This window comes from Mycobacterium saskatchewanense (assembly GCF_010729105.1).
Lineage (GTDB): Bacteria > Actinomycetota > Actinomycetes > Mycobacteriales > Mycobacteriaceae > Mycobacterium > Mycobacterium saskatchewanense.
Genome location: NZ_AP022573.1, coordinates 1,234,358 through 1,255,428, shown reverse-complemented (window position 1 = coordinate 1,255,428; position 21,071 = coordinate 1,234,358). Strand labels below are relative to the sequence as shown.

At 69.2% G+C, this 21,071-nt stretch carries 18 protein-coding genes; 10 read left to right on the top strand and 8 right to left on the bottom strand.

The genetic code is table 11. The annotated features are described in order from the left end of the window. Nucleotides 1-53 precede the first annotated feature (53 nt). The 3 genes from G6N56_RS05800 to G6N56_RS05790 are packed head-to-tail and all read left to right on the top strand — an operon-like array spanning nt 54 to nt 4,536. The gene (locus G6N56_RS05800; RefSeq protein ID WP_085255659.1) at nt 54-3,038 is read left to right on the top strand and encodes a bifunctional [glutamine synthetase] adenylyltransferase/[glutamine synthetase]-adenylyl-L-tyrosine phosphorylase; all 2,985 of its coding nucleotides are present in this window, start codon (nt 54-56) and stop codon (nt 3,036-3,038) included. Beyond that, nucleotides 3,035-3,679: a PaaI family thioesterase gene (locus tag G6N56_RS05795; protein WP_085255660.1), complete on the top strand. Its 645-nt coding sequence runs from the start codon at nt 3,035-3,037 to the stop codon at nt 3,677-3,679. The genes G6N56_RS05800 and G6N56_RS05795 overlap by 4 nt, the downstream gene beginning before the upstream one ends. Next, nucleotides 3,676-4,536, top strand: coding sequence for a TIGR03619 family F420-dependent LLM class oxidoreductase (locus G6N56_RS05790; protein WP_085255678.1), 861 nt, complete (start codon nt 3,676-3,678; stop codon nt 4,534-4,536). Before G6N56_RS05795 ends, G6N56_RS05790 begins: the two co-directional genes overlap by 4 nt. Nucleotides 4,537-4,684: 148 nt before the next feature. On the opposite strand, the gene G6N56_RS05785 is transcribed toward G6N56_RS05790, so the two are convergent. Together G6N56_RS05785 and G6N56_RS05780 are read right to left on the bottom strand one after the other, a co-directional pair. Next, nucleotides 4,685-5,389 carry a cache domain-containing protein gene (locus G6N56_RS05785; RefSeq protein WP_085255661.1) on the bottom strand — a complete coding sequence of 235 codons (705 nt, stop codon included), beginning with the start codon at nt 5,387-5,389 and terminating at the stop codon, nt 4,685-4,687. 2 nt (nt 5,390-5,391) lie between these two features. Beyond that, nucleotides 5,392-6,138, bottom strand: a complete 747-nt coding sequence (locus G6N56_RS05780; RefSeq protein WP_085255662.1) for a FadR/GntR family transcriptional regulator — start codon at nt 6,136-6,138, stop codon at nt 5,392-5,394. 75 nt (nt 6,139-6,213) lie between these two features. On the opposite strand from G6N56_RS05780, the gene G6N56_RS05775 reads away from it, so the two are divergent. From G6N56_RS05775 to G6N56_RS05755, 5 genes are read left to right on the top strand one after another with little or no spacing between them, the layout of a single operon-like run. Next, a complete protein-coding gene (locus G6N56_RS05775) occupies nt 6,214-7,251 on the top strand; it encodes an ABC transporter ATP-binding protein (protein ID WP_142280594.1) in 1,038 nt (345 codons plus the stop codon). Nucleotides 7,252-7,293: 42 nt separating this feature from the next. Beyond that, the gene (locus G6N56_RS05770) at nt 7,294-8,493 is read left to right on the top strand and encodes an ABC transporter substrate-binding protein (protein WP_085255679.1); all 1,200 of its coding nucleotides are present in this window, start codon (nt 7,294-7,296) and stop codon (nt 8,491-8,493) included. Beyond that, nucleotides 8,472-9,368: an ABC transporter permease gene (locus G6N56_RS05765; RefSeq protein ID WP_085255664.1), complete on the top strand. Its 897-nt coding sequence runs from the start codon at nt 8,472-8,474 to the stop codon at nt 9,366-9,368. Before G6N56_RS05770 ends, G6N56_RS05765 begins: the two co-directional genes overlap by 22 nt. Nucleotides 9,369-9,370: 2 nt before the next feature. Further along, nucleotides 9,371-10,165 (top strand): ABC transporter permease, encoded by a 795-nt coding sequence (locus G6N56_RS05760; protein ID WP_456299250.1) that lies wholly within the window; start codon nt 9,371-9,373, stop codon nt 10,163-10,165. A gap of 41 nt (nt 10,166-10,206) precedes the next feature. Next, entirely contained in the window at nt 10,207-11,559 is a 1,353-nt protein-coding gene (locus tag G6N56_RS05755) for an aldehyde dehydrogenase family protein (protein ID WP_085255666.1), read from the top strand. Nucleotides 11,560-11,671: 112 nt separating this feature from the next. On the opposite strand, the gene glnA is transcribed toward G6N56_RS05755, so the two are convergent. Next, nucleotides 11,672-13,108 (bottom strand): type I glutamate--ammonia ligase, encoded by a 1,437-nt coding sequence (glnA, locus tag G6N56_RS05750; RefSeq protein ID WP_085255667.1) that lies wholly within the window; start codon nt 13,106-13,108, stop codon nt 11,672-11,674. A gap of 229 nt (nt 13,109-13,337) precedes the next feature. Here glnA and G6N56_RS05745 point away from each other — a divergent pair, with 229 nt between their 5' ends. Next, complete coding sequence (locus G6N56_RS05745; RefSeq protein ID WP_085255668.1) at nt 13,338-13,760, top strand: RDD family protein; 423 nt, start codon at nt 13,338-13,340, stop codon at nt 13,758-13,760. A gap of 130 nt (nt 13,761-13,890) precedes the next feature. On the opposite strand, the gene G6N56_RS05740 is transcribed toward G6N56_RS05745, so the two are convergent. Genes G6N56_RS05740 through sucB form a run of 5 tightly spaced genes read right to left on the bottom strand, consistent with a single transcriptional unit; the run spans nt 13,891 to nt 19,091 of the window. Continuing rightward, nucleotides 13,891-14,643, bottom strand: coding sequence for a DUF4191 domain-containing protein (locus G6N56_RS05740; RefSeq protein WP_085255669.1), 753 nt, complete (start codon nt 14,641-14,643; stop codon nt 13,891-13,893). 29 nt (nt 14,644-14,672) lie between these two features. Further along, entirely contained in the window at nt 14,673-15,605 is a 933-nt protein-coding gene (gene lipA / locus G6N56_RS05735) for a lipoyl synthase (RefSeq protein WP_085255670.1), read from the bottom strand. Further along, nucleotides 15,602-16,309: a lipoyl(octanoyl) transferase LipB gene (gene lipB / locus G6N56_RS05730; RefSeq protein WP_085255671.1), complete on the bottom strand. Its 708-nt coding sequence runs from the start codon at nt 16,307-16,309 to the stop codon at nt 15,602-15,604. Before lipB ends, lipA begins: the two co-directional genes overlap by 4 nt. 49 nt (nt 16,310-16,358) lie before the next feature. Continuing rightward, nucleotides 16,359-17,270, bottom strand: coding sequence for a TIGR01777 family oxidoreductase (locus tag G6N56_RS05725; RefSeq protein ID WP_085255680.1), 912 nt, complete (start codon nt 17,268-17,270; stop codon nt 16,359-16,361). Between the two features lie 15 nt (nt 17,271-17,285). Continuing rightward, entirely contained in the window at nt 17,286-19,091 is a 1,806-nt protein-coding gene (gene sucB / locus G6N56_RS05720) for a 2-oxoglutarate dehydrogenase, E2 component, dihydrolipoamide succinyltransferase (RefSeq protein ID WP_163645087.1), read from the bottom strand. A 173-nt stretch (nt 19,092-19,264) separates the two neighbouring features. On the opposite strand from sucB, the gene G6N56_RS05715 reads away from it, so the two are divergent. Next, nucleotides 19,265-21,031: an SDR family oxidoreductase gene (locus G6N56_RS05715; RefSeq protein ID WP_085253609.1), complete on the top strand. Its 1,767-nt coding sequence runs from the start codon at nt 19,265-19,267 to the stop codon at nt 21,029-21,031. The last annotated feature ends 40 nt before the right edge of the window (nt 21,032-21,071 follow it).

The following is a 21,071-nucleotide window of genomic DNA, read 5'->3' as shown; positions in this document are numbered from 1 at the left end:
TCGCCCCGCGGCGTGCCGTCTCGGCTGAGAGACGAACGCGTTGCGCTACCGTCGTGGGCGTGACGAAACCCGAGACGCAGCGCCCCAGGTTGCCCAGCGTCGGACGGCTCGGGTTGGTGGACCCCCCGGCGAGCGACCGCCTCACGGAGCTGGGCTGGTACGGCCGCGACGACCGCGCCTACGTGGACCGACTGTGGTCGCTGTCGCGCGCGCCGGACCCCGACGCGGCGCTGCGGGCCCTGGTGCGGATGTCCGAGAATCCCGACACCGGGTGGGACGAGCTCGACGCCGCCCTGCTCGCCGAACGCCCCCTGCGCGGCCGGCTGTTCGCCGTGCTGGGCGCGTCGCTGGCCCTCGGCGATCACCTGGTGGCCAATCCGCAGTCGTGGAAGCTGCTGCGCGGCAGCGTCAAACTCCCCACGCGCGACCAGCTGCTGGAAATGTTCACCCAGTGCGTCGACGAGGCGCTGGCCGGACCGGGTTCGGCGCTCACCCGGCTGCGCACGCTGTACCGCGACCAGTTGATGGTGCTGGCCGCGCTGGACGTGGCCGCGACCGTCGAAGACGAGCCCGTCGTGCCGTTCACCGTGGTGGCCGCCCAGCTGTCGGACCTGGCGGACGCCGCGCTGGCGGCCGCGCTGCGGGTCGCCGAGGTCAGCGTGTGCGGGAACCGCACACCGCCGCGGCTGGCGGTCATCGCGATGGGCAAATGCGGTGCGCGCGAACTCAACTACGTCAGCGACGTCGACGTCATCTTCGTCGCCGAACGCGCCGACGCGCTGAGCGCCCGCGTGGCCGGCGAGATGATGAAGGTGGCGTCGGAGGCCTTCTTCCAGGTGGACGCCGGGCTGCGGCCGGAAGGCCGCAGTGGCGAGTTGGTCCGCACGCTCGAGTCGCACGTGGCCTACTACCAGCGCTGGGCCAAGACCTGGGAGTTCCAAGCGCTGCTCAAAGCCCGAATGGCGGTGGGGGACAAGGATCTTGGTGAGCAATACCTGGCCGCGTTGATGCCGATGGTGTGGGTCGCCTGCGAGCGCGAGGATTTCGTGGGCGAGGTGCAGGCCATGCGCCGCCGCGTCGAGCAACTGGTGCCCGCCGACGTCCGCGCCCGCGAGATCAAGCTGGGCAGCGGCGGATTGCGGGACGTCGAATTCGCCGTGCAGCTGCTACAGCTGGTACACGGCCGCAGCGACGAGTCGTTGCACGTGGCGTCGACCGTGGATGCCCTGGCCGCGCTGGGGCAGCGCGGCTACATCGGGCGGGAGGACGCCGCGAACCTCACCGCCTCGTACGAGTTCCTGCGGCTGCTCGAGCACCGCCTGCAGCTGCAGCGGCTCAAGCGCACCCACCTGCTGCCCGAGGCGGACGACGAGGAGGCCGTGCGGTGGCTGGCGCGCGCGGCCCACATCCGGCCCGACGGGCGGCACGACGCGGCGGGTGTGCTGCGCGAGGAACTGCGCCACCAGAACGTGCGCGTCTCCCAGCTGCACGCCAAGCTCTTCTATCAGCCGCTGCTGGAATCGATCGGGCCGACCGGCCTGGAGATCTCCAACGGCATGACGTCGGAGGCCGCCGAGCGGCAGCTGGCCGCGCTGGGTTACGAGGGGCCGCAGACGGCGCTGAAGCACATGTCCGCCCTGGTCAACCAGAGCGGCCGCCGCGGCCGGGTGCAGGCGGTGCTGCTGCCCAGGCTGCTGAACTGGCTGTCGTACGCGCCGGACCCGGACGCCGGGCTGCTGTCCTACCGGCGGCTGTCCGAGGCGCTGGCGGGGGAGCGCTGGTACCTTTCGACGCTTCGGGACAAGCCCGCAGTGGCCAAGCGGCTCATGCACGTGCTCGGTACCTCGGCGTACGTCCCCGACCTGCTGCTGCGCGCGTCCAGCGTCATCCAGGATTACGGCGACGGCCCGCACGGCCCCAAACTGCTCGGAACCGAGCCCGAGGCCGTGGCCCGAGGCCTGATCACGTCGGCCGCGCGCCATCGCGATCCCGTGCGGGCCATCGCCGCCGCGCGGACGCTGCGCCGCCGCGAGCTGGCGCGCATCGGGTCTGCGGACCTGCTGGGACTTCTGGAAGTCCGGGAGGTGTGCCGGGCGCTGACCTCGGTGTGGGTGGCCGTCCTGCAGGCCGCGCTGGACGCGATGATTTCGGCCAACCTGCCGGCCGGCGGCCAGGTGCCGGCGAAGATCGCGGTGATCGGGATGGGACGCCTCGGCGGCGCCGAGCTGGGCTACGGCTCCGACGCCGACGTCATGTTCGTCTGCGAACCCTCTCGCGGTGTCGAGGACTCTCAGGCCATCCGTTGGTCGGCGACGGTCGCCGAGCAGGTGCGCGCGCTCTTGGGCACCCCGAGCGTGGATCCCCCGCTGGAGGTCGACGCGAACCTGCGGCCCGAGGGCCGCAGCGGTCCGCTGGTCCGCACGCTGGGTGCCTATGCCGCCTACTACGAGCAGTGGGCGCAGCCGTGGGAGGTTCAGGCCCTGCTGCGCGCGCACGCGGTGGCCGGCGACGCGGACCTGGGGGAGCGGTTCCTGCTGATGGCCGACAAGACCCGCTACCCGCCCGACGGCGTCTCGGCCGAGGCGGTGCAGGAGATCCGCCGCATGAAGGCCCGCGTCGAGTCCGAGCGGCTGCCCCGGGGCGCCGACCCCAACACCCACACCAAGCTGGGCCGCGGCGGCCTGGCCGACGTCGAGTGGACCGTCCAGCTCATGCAACTGCGGCACGCGCACGAAATCCCGGCGCTGCACAACACCTCGACGCTGGAATCTCTGGACGCGATCGCCGCGGCGGAGCTGGTGCCGGCCGAGGAGGTAGACCTGCTTCGGCAGGCCTGGCTGACCGCGACGCGGGCCCGCAACGCGCTGGTGCTGGTGCGCGGCAAGCCGACCGATCAGCTGCCCGGGCCCGGCCGCCAGCTCAACGCGGTCGCCGTCGCGGCGGGTTGGCCGACCGACGACGGCGGGGAATTCCTGGACAACTATCTTCGGGTGACGCGCCGGGCAAAGGCCGTGGTGCGGAAGGTGTTCGGTAGTTGAGTCGGGAGGTCGGCGCGTTGGATGCCATATTCGAGGTGCTCAGCGCGGCGGAGGCGGATCGGGTGAAGGCGCTGTACGCCCCGTTGGCCGACGCCGTCCGCGAACTCATCGACGCCACCATTCGGACGGAGGCCGACGACGACGTCATCGCCGAGGCGCGGTCCGCGGTCGAGGCCGTCACCGCCTCGTTGCGGCAGCGCACGCGGCCGGTCGGGGTGAGCTACCGCGTCGACGGCCGCGCGCTGCCCCTGGGCAACGCGGCGGTCGGCGTGTGCAACCCGATCGCCCCGCCCATCGTCGTGCACCACGAGGGCGGCGGCCGCTGCTGGAGCGAGTTCGTCCTCGGGTCGGCCTACGAGGGTCCGCCCAGCCTGGTGCACGGCGGTGTGAGCGCCTTGGTGCTCGACCACATGCTCGGGGAGGCGGCCAGCGAGGGGCTGGCCAAGCCACGTTTCACCGGAACCATCACCGTGAAATACCTGCGCGGAACGCCGCTGGGACCGCTTCGTTGCGATGCGTGGATCGACCGCAAGGAGGGCGTGAAAGCCTTTGCGCGCGGCACTATTTCGGACGCCGCGGGTGTCACCGTCGAGGCCGACGGCGTCTTCATCGAGCCGTCGTGGGCGCGGGAGTCGCGTTGAAGTTCTACGTCAGCAGCGCCTTCCTGAACACCCGGGAGATCGTCGAGATCGCCAGGGCCGCGGACGAACTGGGCTACGACGGCATCGGGATCCCAGACCACGTCGTCAACCTGGAGACCCTGGACACCCCGTACCCCTACACCAAGGACGGGCAACGGCGCTGGCAGCCGTTCACCGATTGGCCCGATCCCTGGGTGCTCGCCGGCGCGCTGGCACAGGTCACCAGCCGGCTGCGGTTCGTCACCACCGTGTACATCCCGGCGATGCGCAACCCGTACTCGGCGGCGAAAGCCATTGGCACGGCCGCGGTTCTGGCCTCGGGCCGCGTGGAGCTCGGCATCGGCGTCGGCTGGTGCCGGGAGGAATTCGCCTTGATGGGCGAGCGATTCGACGCGCGCGGCAAACGCACCGACGAGATGATCGCCCTGATGCGGGCACTGTGGCAGCCCGGCTGGACGGAGTTCGACGGAGAGTTCTACCGGGCGCCGCGGCTGGAGATGCAACCGACGCCGCCGCCCATCCCCGTCTACGTCGGCGGGCTCAGTGACGCCGCGCTGCGCCGAGCGGCCCGTAACGACGGCTGGATCGGCGACCTGATCAAGACCGATCGCGCGATCGAGGCGGTGGGCCGCTTGCGCGAACTGCGGGCCGAAAGCGGTTTGTCGCTGGACGATTTCACCGTTCTGACGCCGCTCACCGACGCCTTCACCACCGCCGACTACCGGCGCGCCGCCGACGCGGGCATCACGGGGATCATCACGATGCCGTGGATGTTCTATGCGGGCCCGGATGCCAGCCTGGACGACAAGATCGACGGCATGCGGCGGTTCCGCAAGGATCTGGCGCTCGACGGCTAGGCCGGTCGATCAGGCGCGCGGTGTCAGTGCCGACGGTCAATCGTGGGGCGCACGGTGGGTGGCTGGATCCTCCGGCGAGCGTGACACTGCTGTCACGCTCGGACGTCAACGTGACTGCAGTGTCACGGGGGGCCGAGGCGAACCGGCGTCAGCGACGCTCGTCGAGCGCGACCACGTGTAGGGGTATCCCCGGTAGCGAGAGGGCGCTGAGTTCATCCACAGGTCTCCCGACAAGTTCGCCGCACAGGAGCGCGCCTGTGTTGCTGATCAGTGTGCGTCCCTGTGAATTGACGACGGCCACGGGCGATGCGATGGAACGAAGAATCGGGAGCAGGGTCCGCTCGGCTGCGCGAACCGTGATGTCGGCTCCGGAGACGCCGAGGAACGTGCCATTCACCGTCATGGGCTGGGTGAATGTAAGCATGTAATCCTCACTGCACAGGCTGTCGAGGTACGGGCCGGTCACGTGGCGCGCACGGCTAGTGCGCGGAACGGCGTACCAGGGGAGTTGCTCGTAGTCCTGCAGACCCGTATCCAGCGGGTCCGGGTGGACTTCAAGTCGGCTCGCGCGCCCGTGCCTGTCACGCACGAACCACTCGAGCCAGAGTCGGGCTTCCGGCATTAGGCCCGCCGCGACCACGAACCCGACACCTTCGATGTTGGACTCGGCAGCAGTGAGCACTTCGGTGGCCACGGGCTCGACGAGGGCGAGATCGTCGCGAGTGGGTCGCAGGCCGTCCCCGAGCTGGGCGCCGACCGCCGCTTGGATGCGATCGGCCGCGGAGAAGGCTTCCCCCGCCAGGCGGGCCAGGCCGTCCAGGACGGCATCGAGTTGCTGTCGCGTTGCAGTCAATCTCACTGATGTTCCCGGTCGATCCGCAATTCGATCAGTCGGGCGGTCGCCTCACGCACTCGCTGCTCGGCGGCCTGCCGGGCCCGCGTCTCGTCGGAATCGCGAAGCGCAGCGCACAACTCCGTCACAAGTGCCACGTCGCGGCGGTAAGAATCGTCCAGCTCGAGAGTCAGCCGGAGCAGCGTGCCGATCTCGGCCTGCAATTCGACCTCGGCGGTGTAGAGCCGGGGCGACTGTGCGGTGGCGGCGATCAGCAGGCGTAAGCGCGCGTCGGCCTGGCGCCTGGCGCCCACGTCGGAAGCGGCGGCGAACTGGTCGCCCGCGAGGCAGATCTGGTCGACTTCGTCCGTCGTACCGCGTCGAGCCGCGTAGGCCGCGGTCGCTCCGGACACTGCCGTGTAAAAGTCCCCCAGGTCGCGGAGGTCGAGCAGGCTCAGGTCGTGGAGCCGGCGGCGGATGATCGTGGTGGCACCACCCGGCGGCAGCACAACGAAGCTCCCGCCGCCGCGTCCCCGTCGCGTTTCCAGCAGCCTGTCGTTACGCAGCGCGGCAAGCGCTTCACGCACCGTCACGGTCGACACACCGAGGGACGCCGCGAGGTCTGCTTCGCCCGGCAGTTGGGTTCCGTCCGGAAGCAGACCCAGAGCGATGGCGTCGCGAAGTCGCCGGACCACGAATTCGGCGCGAAACGTCGGCTTCAGCGGGGCGAAAACCGCCGCTGTCGCGTGCCCGTAGTAGTGCCGTGCCATCGCATCCTCTCTGACGCCCGGTGTCATTCTGCCGTACCGGTTGCGATATAAAAACTAAGGTTATAGATTTTCGCCGTGAGCAGCCGGGCCACCTGCCAGACACCGGCAATTTCCCTGCGGGATGTCCGCAAGACCTTTGGATCCACGACGGCCGTCGCCGGCGTCGACCTCGATATCTTCGCCGGCGAGCTCTTCGCGATGCTCGGCCCTTCGGGGTCGGGCAAGACGACAGTGCTGCGGATGATCGCCGGGTTCGAGCAGCCGACCCGCGGCGTCGTCGCGCTCGGTGGCACCGACGCGACCGGCCTGCCACCGTTTCGTCGCGACGTCAACACCGTCTTCCAGGACTACGCCTTGTTCCCGCACCTGAACGTCGGGGAGAACGTCGCCTACGGCCTGAGAGTCAAGAAGGTGCCCAAGGCCGAGCGCGCCAAGCGAGTAGCCGACGCGCTGGAGATGGTCCGGCTGGGGGGCCGCGGCAAGCAGAAGCCGCACCAGCTGTCGGGTGGCCAGCGCCAGCGGGTCGCGCTCGCCCGCGCGCTGGTATGCCGCCCGGCGATCTTGTTGCTCGACGAGCCGCTTGGCGCACTCGACCTCAAGCTGCGCGAGCAGATGCAGGTCGAGCTCAAGGCGATTCAACGCGAAGTCGGCATCACCTTCGTGTTCGTCACCCACGACCAGGACGAGGCGCTCACGCTCTGCGATCGGTTGGCCGTGTTCAACGAGGGACGGATCGAGCAGGTGGGACCCGCGCGTGAGGTTTACGAGGCCCCCGCCAACCGCTTCGTCGCAGGATTCGTCGGCACATCGAACGTGCTGTCGGACACGACCGCCGAGCAGGTGCTGGGGCGTCGCGGCACCTGGGCGCTGCGCCCGGAGAAGATCGCGATCGTCCCTGACGGTCAGGACGTCCCCATCGGACGCACCGCCCGCACCGCCACGGTGGCAGAGGTCGTATACGCCGGCGCCAGCACACGGTTCCTGGCCGACGTGGGTGCCACGACGCTGACGGTCACCAACCTCAACACCGCCGGCAATGCCGATCCGGTGCGCCGTGGCGACAAGGTCACGCTCGCCTGGTCGGAGGACGCCCTGCACCCGCTCGCCGGCTGACCGGCCGGGGCCGGAACCAAGCAGAGGAGACAACAGTTGAACATCAGGCTCAAAGCCGCCGCCGCGCTCGGCTCCGCTCTTGTGGCGCTCGCCTCGGCGGTGGGCGGTTGCTCGTCATCGAAACCGGCGACACAGGGCACCGGCGGCACCAAGCCGCCCACTATCGCCCAGCTGCAGACGCTGGGCAACGGCGAGGGACAGCTCAGCATCATCGCCTGGGCCGGCTACGCCGAGGACGGCTCCAACAACAAGTCCGACGACTGGGTGCACCCGTTCGCCACCCAGACCGGCTGCCAGGTGAACGTCAAGGTCGCCAACACCTCCGACGAGATGGTGCAGTTGATGCGCACGGGCCAGTACGACGGCGTCTCCGCCTCCGGCGACGCCTCGCTGCGAATGATCTACGGCGGTGCGGTCGCACCCGTCAACACCGCCCTGGTGCCCAACTACGCGACCATCGCGCCGTTCCTCAAGCAGAAGCCGTGGAACTCCGTCGACGGTCAGATGTACGGCATCCCGCACGGCTGGGGTGCCAACCTGCTGATGTACAACGTCGACGTGGTGCGTGACGCACCCAATTCATGGGCGGCGGTATTCGACGACGCCGGCAAGTACAAGGGCAAGGTCACGGCCTACGACTCACCGATCTACATCGCCGATGCGGCGCTCTACCTGTCGAAGACCAAGCCGGAGCTGGGGATCAAGGACCCGTATTCGCTGACTTCCCGACAGCTCGACGCCGCGGTCGACTTGCTCAAAAAGCAACGCGAAAACATCGGTGAGTACTGGTCGGACTACACCAAGGAAGTTCAGGCGTTCGAGTCCGGTACCTCGGTGATCGGCACGGCCTGGCAGGTCATCGCCAACACCATAGGGTCCGACAACAAGGTGCGGGTGAACACCGTGCTGCCGACCCAGGGCGCCACGGGATGGTCGGACACCTGGATGGTCTCGGCGAAAGCCGCACACCCCAACTGCATGTACAAGTGGATGAACTGGATCTCGTCGCCGGAGATCAACGCGCAGGTCGCCGAATACTTCGGCGAGGCTCCCGCGCAGACCAAGGCGTGTGAACACACTGCTCAAAAGGACTTCTGCGACGTCTACCACGCGACCGACGAGAAGTTCGCCGCCGACATCCACTACTGGACGTCGCCGCAGAAACAGTGCGTCGACGGCAGCGGCGACAACTGCACGGCCTACAACGAATGGGTCGACAAATGGCAGCAGATCAAGGGTTGACACGCCTGCCCCGGGCTGCCGCCGGCGCCCAATCGGCGTTGCTCGCCGGACGGTCGCGGCTGCGTCTGACGCTGCTACTGCTGCCTCCGCTCGGATGGCTGACGGTGGCCTACCTGGCCTCGATGGCGGTGCTGTTGGTCAGCGCGTTCTGGTCGGTGAACGACTTCACCGGGGAAGTCTCGCGCGTCTACACCCTGGCGAACTTCCAGGCCGTGTTCAGCGATCCCCTCTTCCGCACCGTGACGGTCCGCACCATCCTGGTTGCGCTCGCGGTCACCGTGATCGACGCGCTGCTGGCGGTCCCCGTCGCGCTGTTCATGGCCAAGATCGCGCCACCGCGGGCGCGCGTCGGCCTCGTCGTCGCCGTGACGACGCCGCTGTGGGCGAACTATCTGGTGAAGGCCTACGCCTGGCGGGGCCTGCTTGCGCCGTCCGGCCCGCTCGACTGGCTGACCGGCGGGCACGCCGTGGGCTACGGGCTGCCGGCCACCATCATCACGTTGTCCTACCTGTGGTTGCCGTACATGATCCTCCCGGTCTTCACGGCATTCGACCGTGTTCCGGACTCCTTGTGGGAGGCGAGCTCCGACCTGGGCGCCGGGGGCGGCACAACCCTTCGCCGGATCGCGGCGCCGTTGATGTTTCCGGGCATCGCGGCGGGGTCGATCTTCACTTTCTCGTTGTCGCTGGGCGACTACATCGCCGTGCAGATCGTCGGCGGCAAGGCGCAGCTGCTCGGCAACGTGATCTACGGGCAGCTGGTCACCGCGAACAACCAACCGCTTGCGGCGGCGCTGTGCTACGTGCCCCTCGCCGCGGTGCTGATGTATCTGTTCGCGCTGCGTGCCACCGGGGTTCTCGAGGAGGGGTCGTAATGGTGCTGTCGCGGGGTCTGCGACGGTTCACAGCGGCATGGGCCGTATCGGTTCTGGTACTTCTCTACCTCCCGCTGATCTTCGTGGTCGTGAATTCCTTCAACGTCTCGCGGACGTTCGCCTTTCCGCCCTCCGGTCTCACGCTGCAATGGTGGCGGGCGGCCGCCCACAGCAGCGGGGCGTGGCAGGCCTTGGCGGCCAGCCTGCTCGTCGGTGCCTGCGCCGCAGCGATCGCACTGGCCCTGGGGACCATGGCGGCCTTCGCGCTGCAGCGCTACCAATTCTTCGGGCGTCAGGGTGTCAGCCTGCTGCTCACGATGCCCATCACCCTTCCGGGCATCGTCACGGGCATCGCGCTGAGCACGACGTTCACCTCGGTGCTCGGTGTCCGGCTGACCCTTGCGACCGTCATCGTCGCCCACGCCACCTTTTGCATCGTGGTGGTGTTCAACAACGTCCAGGCGCGCCTGCGTCGGATGGGGTCCAGCCTCGAAGATGCATCGTCAGACCTTGGCGCCACCGCCTGGCAGACCTTTCGATGGGTGACGTTCCCGCAGTTGCGCGGCGCGCTGGTCGCCGGCGGGCTGTTGGCTTTCGCGCTGAGCTTCGACGAGATCGTCGTCACCACGTTCACTGCCGGGTCGACGAAGACGCTGCCGCTGTGGATCTTCGACAACCTCTTCCGCCCCAACCAGGCGCCCGTGATCAACGTCGCCGCCGCGGTGCTCACCGTTGTCGCTGCCATCCCGGTGTGGCTCGCGCAGCGCGTGGGTGGCGACGTCACGGCGGCTCGGTAGGCCCGTGGTTGGGGTATTTCACACCATCAGAAAGGAATCCAGTGAGTAGCTACGTGGTCACCGATCCAGCGACGGGGGAGATCGTGGAGACTTTCCCCGAGGCGACCGACGGACAGATCGAGTCCGCCCTGCAAGCGGCGGCCTCGGCTGCCACGTCGTGGGGACGGTCGACGGCGCCGGCTGAGCGCGCATCCCTCCTGCGCGCCGTCGCCGAACTGCACCGCGAACGCCGCGACGAGCTCGCACGCATCATCGTCACCGAGATGGGCAAGCCCTTCGCCGACTCTGCGGCAGAGGTCGACTTCAGCGCCGACATCTATACGTACTACGCCCAACATGGTGAGGCGCTGTTAGCCGACGAGCCCGTGAACTTGGGGCCTGACGCCGAGGGAACCGCCGTGGTGAAGCGCGCGCCACTGGGTCCGCTACTCGGGATCATGCCGTGGAACTTCCCCTACTATCAGGTCGCCCGGTTCGCGGCCCCGAACCTCATGATCGGCAACACGATCGTGCTGAAGCATGCACCTCAGTGCCCAAGCTCGGCGGCCGCGATCCAGAAGATCTATGACGACGTCGGCTTCCCCTCCGGCTGTTACGTGAATGTCTACGCCACCAACGAACAGGCCGCCGCCATGATCGCCGACCCGCGGATCACCGGTGTCTCGCTGACCGGGTCCGAACGCGCCGGTGCGGCCGTCGCAGAGGTCGCCGGCCGAAATCTCAAGAAGGTTGTATTGGAGCTCGGCGGATCCGACCCGTTCATCCTGTTGAGCACCGGCGACCTGGACGCTGTTGTGGACGCCGCGGTGGCTGCGCGCCTGGACAACACCGGTCAGTCGTGCAACGCGGCGAAGAGGTTCATCGTGATCGATGAGCTCTACGACGAGTTCCTCGAGCGCTTCACGGCCAAGATGCTCGCAGCGGGCAGCGACGACCTCGCGCCGCTGTCCTCGGTGGCGGCGGCCAGCCGGCTCGCGGCCCAAATCCGTCAGGCGGTTGACGCGGGTGCACAGTTCGTCGCCGCCGGCGAACGGCACGGCGCGTTCTTTCCGCCCGGCGTACTGACGGGCGTCACCGCCGACAGCGATGCTTACCTGCAGGAATTCTTCGGTCCCGTCGCCATGGTGTTCAGGGTCGGAAGCGAGAAGGAGGCGATTTCGGTCGCAAACGACACTCCCTACGGTCTGGGCTCGTACGTCTTCACCACAGACCGTGAGCAGGCGTACCGGGTAGCCGACCGCATCGACGCCGGCATGGTGTACATCAACGGCGTATCGCTCGACCAGGCCGAGACCCCGTTCGGTGGGGTGAAGCGGTCCGGCTTCGGTCGTGAGCTGGGCCGCTACGGCATGGACGAATTCGTCAACAAGAAGCTGGTGCGCTCACTCATCTAGCGACTGGCGCGACCCGCGCTCCGAGGCCGGCGCCGCTGCGGGACCCGGACGGCTTACTGGTGGGTGCGGACCTCACCGACCGGGTTCCCGCAGCTGGCAGAGATTTGCCGGCTTAGACGTCGTAGTAGAGCGCGAACTCGTACGGGTGCGGGCGGATCTGGACCGGCAGGATCTCGTTCTCCCGCTTGAAGCTGATCCACGTCTCGATCAGGTCGGGCGTGAAGACGCCACCCTCGGTGAGGTACTCGTGGTCCTCTTCGAGGCGGTCGATCACCGCGGACAGCTGGGTGGGCGCCTGCGGGATGTTGGCGGCCTCCTCGGGCGGGAGCTCGTAGAGGTCCTTGTCGACCGGCGCCTGCGGCTCGATCTTGTTCTTGATGCCGTCCAGGCCCGCCATCAGCATGGCGGCGAAGGCCAGGTACGGGTTGCCCGACGAGTCGGGGCAACGGAACTCCAGCCGCTTGGCCTTCGGGTTGCTGCCGGTGATCGGGATGCGCACGCACGCCGAGCGGTTGCGCTGGCTGTAGACCAGGTTGATCGGCGCCTCGAAGCCGGGGACCAGGCGCTTGTACGAGTTCACCGTCGGGTTGGTGAAGGCCAGCAGCGACGGGGCGTGGTGCAGCAGGCCGCCGATGTAGTGGCGGGCGATGTCCGACAGGCCGGCGTAGCCGGTCTCGTCGTACATCAGCGGGTTGCCGTCCTTCCACAGCGACTGGTGGGTGTGCATCCCGGAGCCGTTGTCGCCGAACAGCGGCTTCGGCATGAAGGTGACCGTCTTGCCGTTCTGCCACGCGGTGTTCTTGACGATGTACTTGTACAGCTGCATGTCGTCGGCAGCGTGCAGCAGCGTGTTGAACTTGTAGTTGATCTCGGCCTGGCCGCCGGTGCCCACCTCGTGGTGGCCCTTCTCCAGGCTGAAGCCCGCCTTGATCAGGTTCTGCAGCATCTTGCCGCGGAGGTCGACGTAGTGGTCGACGGGGGCGACGGGGAAGTAGCCACCCTTGGGGCGCACCTTGTAGCCGCGGTTCGGGCTGCCGTCGAGTTCGGTCGGCGAGCCGGTGTTCCACCACCCCGAGATCGCGTCGATCTCGTAGAACGAGCCGTTGGTGCGCGAGTCGAAGCTGATCGAGTCGAAGATGTAGAACTCCGCCTCGGCGCCGAAGTAGGCGGTGTCGGCGACGCCGGTGCTGACCAAGTAGTTCTCGGCCTTGCGGGCGATGTTGCGGGGGTCGCGCGAATACGGCTCGAGGGTGAACGGGTCGTGCACGAAGAAGTTGAGGTTCAGCGTCGGGGCTTCGGTGAACAGATCGATCTGCGCGGTGGCCGGGTCGGGAAGCAGCAACATGTCGGATTCATGGATCGACTGGAACCCGCGGATCGACGACCCGTCGAAGGCCAGGCCGTCCTCGAAGACGCTTTCGTCGAAAAACGAAACCGGAATTGTGAAGTGCTGCATGATGCCCGGCAAGTCACAGAACCGGACGTCGACAAACTCGATGCCTTGGTCTTTTACGAGTTTGAAGACGTCGTCGGGCGTCGTTTCCGTCACAGAATGCTCCTTTTCTTGGTGAGATCCGCGGCCTGACGCTATGGAGCAGATGTTGCCCGCCAGTCAAACCCGTGTTGCGCGCAGGTTACGCGGCCAGGCTGTCCGCAACAGAGGCCGGGTCTACGGCGGGTTCTATTGTGGGGGGCATGGACCGCAAGATCGTATCTGGTCCGGTGCCCGGACGCACCGTTTGCCCGGGGCATCGCTCTCTGCGGGGCGTGGCCCGCCGATGACCCAGGGGGCACGGTCGGCGTACCCCGGCGAGCGGCTCGGGCTGCCCGAGCGCGGGCCCGGATCGCTGGCCCCGATGGGACGGCGGTTGGCCGCCCTGATGATCGACTGGCTGATCGCCTACGGCCTCGCGGCGCTGGCCGAGCGGTTCGGCGCGCTCTCGGAGCACATGTTGTCGACGGCGGTGCTGGTGATCTGGCTGGTGCTCGGCGTGGTCGCGGTGCGGCTCTTCAGCTTCACGCCGGGGCAGCTGGCGCTGCGGCTGCAGGTGGTGGCGGTCGACGGCAGGGCGCCGGTGGGGGTCGGGCGGCTGGTGGTGCGGGGGCTGCTCCTCGCGCTGGTCGTCCCGGCGCTGTTCACCGACTGGGATGGGCGCGGCATCCACGATCGGGTGAGCGGAACCGCCGTGGTGCGGCGCTAAGAGTGGCGCCGCTTGTCGCGCGGCGAGATTGCCGCGTTGGTCGCGATCCCTTGAAACCGCCCGGCAAAGCGCGACCCTCACAGCGATTTCGGCGGTAAGAGCCCGAAGGGCTTGTCAAGAGCCCCGAGTATCAGCGCCGGCGGACCGTGCGCTGCACACCGCGCATCTTGCCGGCATTGGGCATCGGCCCCTTCGGCATGACCGCGGCGCCGGCCCGTGACCCCAGCGCCGCCAGTCGCGACTCCAGCGAGTCCAGCTGCTTGGTGGTGATGTTGTGCGGCAAGCGGGTGAGGTGGCGCTCCAGCTTGGCCAGGGGCACCTCGCCGTCGCCGTTGCCGACGACGATGTCGTAGATCGGCACCTCGCCGATGAGCCGGGCGGTCCGCTTCTTCTCCTGGGCCAGCAGCGGTTTGACCCGGGCCGCCGACCCCTCGCCGACCAGGATGACGCCGGGCCGGCCGAGCACCCGGTGCACGGCGTCGAAGTGGCCGGTGGCGGCTACCCCGGGGGTTACCCGCCACTTGCCGCGCAGGTTGTCGAGCACCCAGGCCGCTGCGCCGGTCTGGCCCTCGGCCTTCTTGAAGATCGACCGCTGGGCCCGGCGGCTGAAGATGATGAACGTCACCAGGCCGCCCAGAAGCACGCCGAACGGGATCACGGTGAGCATGGTGAGTCCGCCGGCCCACACCCCGACGGCCACCGAGACGCCGACGATCAGCACGAACGCGCCGATCATGAACGGCAGGAGGAGCTTGTCCTCCTGGCGCTGCATGTTGAACGCCTGCCACAGCTGGGCGCGGCGCTCCTTCGCGGCGGCCTTGCGGGCGGCCGTTGCCTGCGCCCTCGCGGCTTTGTTCTCAGCGACGTTGCGGGGTTTCGCCATAGGTCAAAGGATACGTACGCGCCTTGCGCCTACGGCGCCGAGCCGCGTTCGACCGCGGCCTGCTGGTACAGGCGTCCGGCCCGATAGGACGAACGCACCAACGGCCCGGCCAGCACGCCCGCGAAGCCGAGACCTTCGGCGTGCTGCGCGAACTCGACGAACTCCTCGGGAGTGACCCAGCGCTCCACGGGGTGATGCCGGGTCGACGGGCGCAGGTACTGGGTGATGGTGACGATGTCGCAGCCGGCGGCGCGCAGGTCGGCCAGGGCGGTGCGCACCTCGTCGGGGGTTTCCCCGAGGCCGAGGATCAGGTTGCTCTTGGTGACCAGCCCGGCGTCGCGCGCCGCGGTGATGACGTCGAGGCTGCGCCGGTAGCTGAAGGCGGGCCGGATCCGCTTGAAGATGCGGGGCACGGTTTCGACGTTGTGCGCCAGAACTTCGGGGCGGGGTGCGAACACCTCGGCGAGCCGCGCGGGCTCGCCGTTGAAGTCAGGGATCAACAGTTCGACGCCGGTCGACGGGTTGAGTTGCTTGATGGCGCGCACCGTCTCGGCGTAGAGCCAGGCCCCGCCGTCGGGCAGGTCGTCGCGGGCCACGCCGGTGACCGTCGCGTACCGCAATCCCATGGTCTGGACGCTTTCGGCGACGCGCCGCGGTTCGTCGCGGTCCAGGGCCGCGGGCTTGCCGGTGTCGATCTGGCAGAAGTCGCAGCGGCGGGTGCACTGATCGCCACCGATCAGGAAGGTGGCCTCCCGGTCTTCCCAGCACTCGAAGATGTTGGGGCAGCCGGCCTCTTCACAGACCGTGTGCAGACCCTCCCGCTGGACCAGGCCCTTGAGTTGGGTGTACTCCGGCCCCATCCGGGCGCGGACCCGGATCCACGGCGGCTTGCGCTCGATCGGAGTCTGCGCATTGCGCACCTCGAGCCGCAGCAAGCGCCGGCCTTCGGGTGCGACAGTCACCCCGCCGATGTTACGCGGGCGCCGGGATGCTCCCGTACCGGCAGGACGCCGTCCAGGGCGTCGCAGACCGCGGCGGCGACCGGCGCCCGGACGTCGTCGACGGTCACCGCTCGCTGCAGTTCGGCGGACAGGGACGTCACCCCGGCGTCGCTGATGCCGCACGGCACGATGGCGCCGTAGGCGCCCAGGTCGCAATCGCAGTTCAGCGCGAACCCGTGCAGGGTGGTCGCGCGCGACACGCGAACACCGATCGCGGCGATCTTGCGTGCGGGCCGACCCCCGCCGGCCGGCACCCACACCCCGGACCGGCCGTCGACGCGGACGGTGTCCAGCCCCAGGTGGCCGCACACCTCGATCAACGCCTCCTCGAGGCGCCGAACGTAATTCACCACATCGAGCGGTTCGGCCAGCCCGATGATCGGATAGCCGACCAGCTGGCCGGGACCGTGCCAGGTGATCTTGCCGCCGCGGTCGGTGTCGACCACCGGGGTGCCGCCGGTGCCTTCCGGGGGTCGCTCGTGCGGTTCCGTGCGCCGGCCCGCGGTGTAGACCGCCGGGTGCTCGAGCAGCAGCAGCGTGTCGGCGCCGCCGGTGACCCGGGCGTCGGCCAGGTCGCGCTGCAACTGCCAGGCCGTGCGGTAGTCGACCACCCCCAACTGGCGGACGTCGATCGCGGTCGACTGCGACCGGATGGAACTGCTCACGCTCGTGACGCTACTCGCCCCACCCGGACCGCGGCCCGCCGAGCGGGTTTCAGTCGCGGTCGCGGCGGGCGGTGGCGTAGGACAGCGCCTCGCCGATCGTGTTGTGGTGGAACTGGAACCCGGCGCTTTCGAGCGCGGATGGGATGGCGCGTTGCCCGATCAGCAGCCCCTCGTCGGCGAACTCCCCGAGGGCGGCGCGAATCGCGAACCCGGGCACCATGAGCGGCGTCGGCCGGTTGAGCGCGCGCCCGAACGCGGTGGTGAATTCGGCGTTGGTCACGGGCGCCGGCCCGGTCATGTTGACCGGGCCCGACAGCGTCGGATTGTCGATCGCGAACAGCAGCGCCCGCACCTCGTCTTCGAGGCTGACCCACGACATGTACTGGCGGCCGTTGCCCAGCCGGGCGCCTAGGCCCGTCGAGAACACCGGCCGCATCATGCGCAGCACGCCGCCCGCCGGGGACAGCACCAGGCCGGTGCGCGCGAGCACCACCCGGGCGCCGCCGTACTGGGCCGGCAGCGTCGCCGCCTCCCAGTCTTCGCACAGCTGGGCCAGGAAGCCGTCGCCGGCTCGGGCGTTCTCGTCGACCACCCGGTCCTTGGTGTTGCCGTAGTAGCCGACGGCGCTGGCGTTGACGAAAGTTTCGACGCCCGCATCGGCGACGGCGTTGGCGAGCACCTCGGTGGGGGCGATGCGGCTGTCCCGCAGGCTCTGCTTGAACGCCCCCGACCACCGGCGTCGCCCGATGTTGACGCCGCAGAGGTTGACGACGGCGTCGACGCCGCTCAGCGCCTCGGCGTAGAACTCGCCGCTCTCCGGATTCCAGTGCACCTCATCGGAATTCGCCGGCGTGCGGCGCACGATCCGCAGCACCCGGTGATCGGCGGCGCGGAGCGCGGCGGCCAGCGCGGAGCCGATCAGGCCGGACGAACCCGCTATCGCTACGACGGGCTTGGGCACGTTCACCAAGCCTTTCTAAAGCCCCAAATCGGCCTCGAACGCTCCCTCTTCGAGCCGGTGCTTGATCGTCGTCAGGAAGCGGCCCGCGTCGGCGCCGTCGATCAGGCGGTGGTCGTAGGTCAGCGGGAGGTAGCAGACCGACCGGACCCCGATCGATTCGTTGCCGAACTCGTCGGCGATCACCCGTGGCCGCTTCACGATCGCGCCGGTGCCCAGCATGGCCGCCTGCGGCGGCACCAGGATCGGGGTGTCGAACAACGCGCCCTGGCTGCCGATGTTGGTGATGGTGAATGTGCCGCCGGACAACTCGTCGGGCTTGAGGTTGCCCGAGCGGGCGCGCGCGGCGATGTCCGCGATCGCCCGGGCCAGCCCCGCCAGCGACAGATCGCCGGCGTTGTGGATCACGGGGGACAGCAGGCCCTGGTCGGTGTCGACCGCGAAGCCTAGGTGCTCGGCGTCGTAGTAGGTGATCTCCTTGGTGTCCTCGTTGTAGCTGGCGTTGATGTTCGGGTGCGTCTTCAGCGCGTCGATGACGGCCCGCGCGATGAACGGCAGGAACGTCAGGTTGACGCCCTCGCGCTCGGCGAACGCCGCCTTCGCCCTGGCCCGCAGCCCGACGATCCGGGTCATGTCGACCTCGTGCGTCTGGGTCAGCTGCGCCGTGGCCTGCAGCGACTCCCGGGTCTTGGCCGCCGTGATCTGGCGGATCCGGCTGGCCTTCTGCGTGGTGCCGCGCAGGTGGCCCAGGGCCGGTGCCGGGGGTGGGGCCGCCGGCGCCGAGGGGACGGCGGGGGCCGTGGGTGCGGTGGGGGCGGTGGGTGCTGCCGCCGGGGCCTGCTGCGCGCGCTGCTTCTGCTCCGCCGCGGCGAGCACGTCCTGCTTGCGGATGCGGCCGCCCACCCCCGTGCCGGTGACCTCGTTGAGGTCGATGCCGTTCTCCACGGCCAGCTTTCGCACGAGCGGCGTCACGTAGGGGGTGCCGTCCGAGCCGCTTGGCTCGGCGGCCGGCTGGGCCGGCGCCGGCTGAGGCTTGGGCGCCGGCTCGGGCGCGGGTTGCGGCTTCGGCTCGGGTTTCGCCTCGGCCTGGGGCCTGGGCTCCGGCTTCGGTTCGGTTTTCGGCTCCGGCTTCGGTTCGGGTTGCGGGGTGGGGGAGCCGCCGGACTCGGCGCCGGCACCGATTCGCGCCAACTCGCCGCCCACCGCGACGATGTCGTCCTCTTGGGCGGTGATGCTGACCAGGACGCCGGCCACCGGCGACGGGATCTCGGTGTCCACCTTGTCGGTGGACACCTCCACCAGCGGGTCGTCCACCTGAACCGAGTCGCCCACCTTTTTCAGCCAGCGGGTCACCGTGCCCTCGGCCACCGACTCGCCCAGCTCGGGCATCAGCACCGGCGTCGTGTCGCCGGATCCCCCGCCCGACTGCTGCTGCGCCGGTGCGGCCGGTTCGGGCGCCGCTTGCGGCTTCGGCTCGGGTGGGGCCTCCGCCTGGGGCTCGGCCTCCGCCCGGGGCTCGGCCTCTGCCTGGGGCTCGGGTTGGCCCGCGGCCGGGGCCGGCTCCGACGAACCGCTGCCGCCTTCCGCGGAATCGCCGATGATGGCCAGCTCGCCACCCACCTCGACCGTGTCGTCCTCCTGCGCGACGATCTTGGTCAACACCCCCGCCGCCGGCGACGGGATCTCCGTGTCGACCTTGTCGGTCGAGACCTCGACGAGGGGCTCGTCGACCTCGACGGTGTCGCCCTCCTGCTTGAGCCAGCGGGTGACCGTCCCCTCGGTGACGCTTTCACCGAGTGCCGGCATCTGGACGGAGAAGGCCATGTCTTTTGACTCCTCGATCGCTCGTGGGTCGGGGTTCGTCGTACGGAGTTATCCGGCACCATCCTGTCATTGCGGATTGGTCGCCACACAGTCAGGGCAGGCGCTCTCAAACGCCGTGCCCGCGCGGACCCGCTTGCTACGGTGTGCCGACGTGGCGAGACGCGGAGGTCCCTATGCCGGCAGCACACCAGCAGTTCGTCGAGAGCGCGGACGGGGCGCGCATCGCGGTCTATGAGGAGGGCAACAGCGAGGGCCCGACGGTCGTCCTGGTCCACGGGTTCCCCGACTCCCACGTGCTGTGGGACGGCGTCGTTCCCCTGCTGGCCGAGCGGTTTCGGATCATCCGTTACGACAACCGCGGTGTCGGTGAGTCCACGGTGCCCAAGGCGGTGTCCGCCTACGGCATGGAGCGCTACGCGGACGACTTCGCCGCGGTGGCCGGCGAGCTGAGCCCCGGCGCGCCAGTGCACGTGCTCGCCCACGACTGGGGTTCGGTGGGCATCTGGGAGTACCTCACCCGGCCCGGCGCCGATGACGGGGTCGCGTCGTTCACGTCGGTGTCCGGTCCGAGCCAGGACCAACTCGTCGACTACATCGTCGGCGGCCTGCGCCGGCCCTGGCGGCCGCGAAGGTTTGCGCGGGCCCTCAGTCAGGCCCTGCGGCTGACCTACATGGTGCTCTTCTCGTTACCGGTGCTGACGCCGCTGGTGCTGCGGCTGACGCTGTCGAGTGCGGCGGTTCGGCGCAACATGGTCGACAACATCCCCGCCGACCGCATCCATCACTCGGACAAGCTGGCCCGGGATGCCGCTCATTCGGTGAAGACCTATCCCGCCAACTATTTTCGGGCGTTCTCCCGGAGGCGGCCGGTCCCCGTCGTCGACGTGCCGGTGCAGCTCGTCGTCAATACGGCGGACCCCTACGTGCGTCCCTACGGTTACGACGAGACCGCTCGCTGGGTGCCGCGGCTGTGGCGCCGCGACATCAAGGCCGGCCACTTCTCGCCGATGTCGCACCCGCAGGTGATGGCCGCCGCCGTGCACGACTTCGCCGATCTGGCGGAAGGCAAGCGGCCGAGCCGGGAGCTGCTGCGCGCGCAGGTCGGGCGTCCGCGCGACGAGTTCGGCGACACCCTGGTCGCCGTGACCGGCGCCGGCAGCGGAATCGGCCGGGAGACCGCGTTCGCGTTCGCGCGCAAGGGCGCCGAGGTGGTGGTCAGCGACATCGACGAGGCCGCCGCGAAGGAGACCGCTGCCGAGATCGCCGCCCGCGGCGGCGTGGCCCACGCCTATGTGCTCGACGTGTCCGACGGCGACGCGGTCGAGGCGTTCGCCGAGCGGGTCAGCGCCGAACACGGCGTGCCCGACATCGTGGTCAACAACGCCGGCATCGGCCAGGCGGGCGCGTTCCTGGATACCCCCGCCGAGCAGTTCGGCCGGGTGCTCGACGTCAACTTCGGCGGCGTCGTCAACGGCTGCCGATCGTTCGGGCGGCGCCTGGTCGACCGCGGTACCGGCGGCCACATCGTCAACGTGGCGTCGATGGCCGCCTACACGCCCTTGCAGTCGCTGAGCGCCTACTGCAGCTCCAAGGCCGCGACGTTCATGTTCTCGGACTGCCTGCGGGCCGAACTCGACGCCGCCGGGGTCGGCCTGACGACGATCTGCCCCGGCGTCATCAACACCAACATCATCAACACCACGAGCTTCCACGCCCCGACGGGCAGGGGGGAGGAGGACGTCGAGGGGCGGCACGGGCAGCTCAAGCGGGCGTTCGCGCTGCGCCACTACGGGCCGGAGAAGGTCGCCGCGGCCATCACGTCGTCGGTGGCGAAGAACAAGCCGATCCGCCCGGTCGCGCCGGAAGCTTATGCGATGTACGGACTTTCGCGCCTCGCGCCGCAGGCGCTGCGCAGCACCGCGCGCGTGCGGGTGATCTAGTCGGCATTGCAACCTCCAAAATCAGGGATGATGCATTGAC

What these genes read in the sequence shown, in the direction of transcription:
- G6N56_RS05780 (WP_085255662.1), bottom strand. Translation starts at nt 6,138, where the DNA reads ATGGCACGGCACTACTACGGGCACGCGACAGCGGCGGTTTTCGCCCCG.
- G6N56_RS05765 (WP_085255664.1), top strand. Translation starts at nt 8,472, where the DNA reads ATGGCAGCAGATCAAGGGTTGACACGCCTGCCCCGGGCTGCCGCCGGC.
- G6N56_RS05745 (WP_085255668.1), top strand. Translation starts at nt 13,338, where the DNA reads ATGACCCAGGGGGCACGGTCGGCGTACCCCGGCGAGCGGCTCGGGCTG.
- G6N56_RS05740 (WP_085255669.1), bottom strand. Translation starts at nt 14,643, where the DNA reads ATGGCGAAACCCCGCAACGTCGCTGAGAACAAAGCCGCGAGGGCGCAG.
- sucB (WP_163645087.1), bottom strand. Translation starts at nt 19,091, where the DNA reads ATGGCCTTCTCCGTCCAGATGCCGGCACTCGGTGAAAGCGTCACCGAG.
- G6N56_RS05715 (WP_085253609.1), top strand. Translation starts at nt 19,265, where the DNA reads ATGCCGGCAGCACACCAGCAGTTCGTCGAGAGCGCGGACGGGGCGCGC.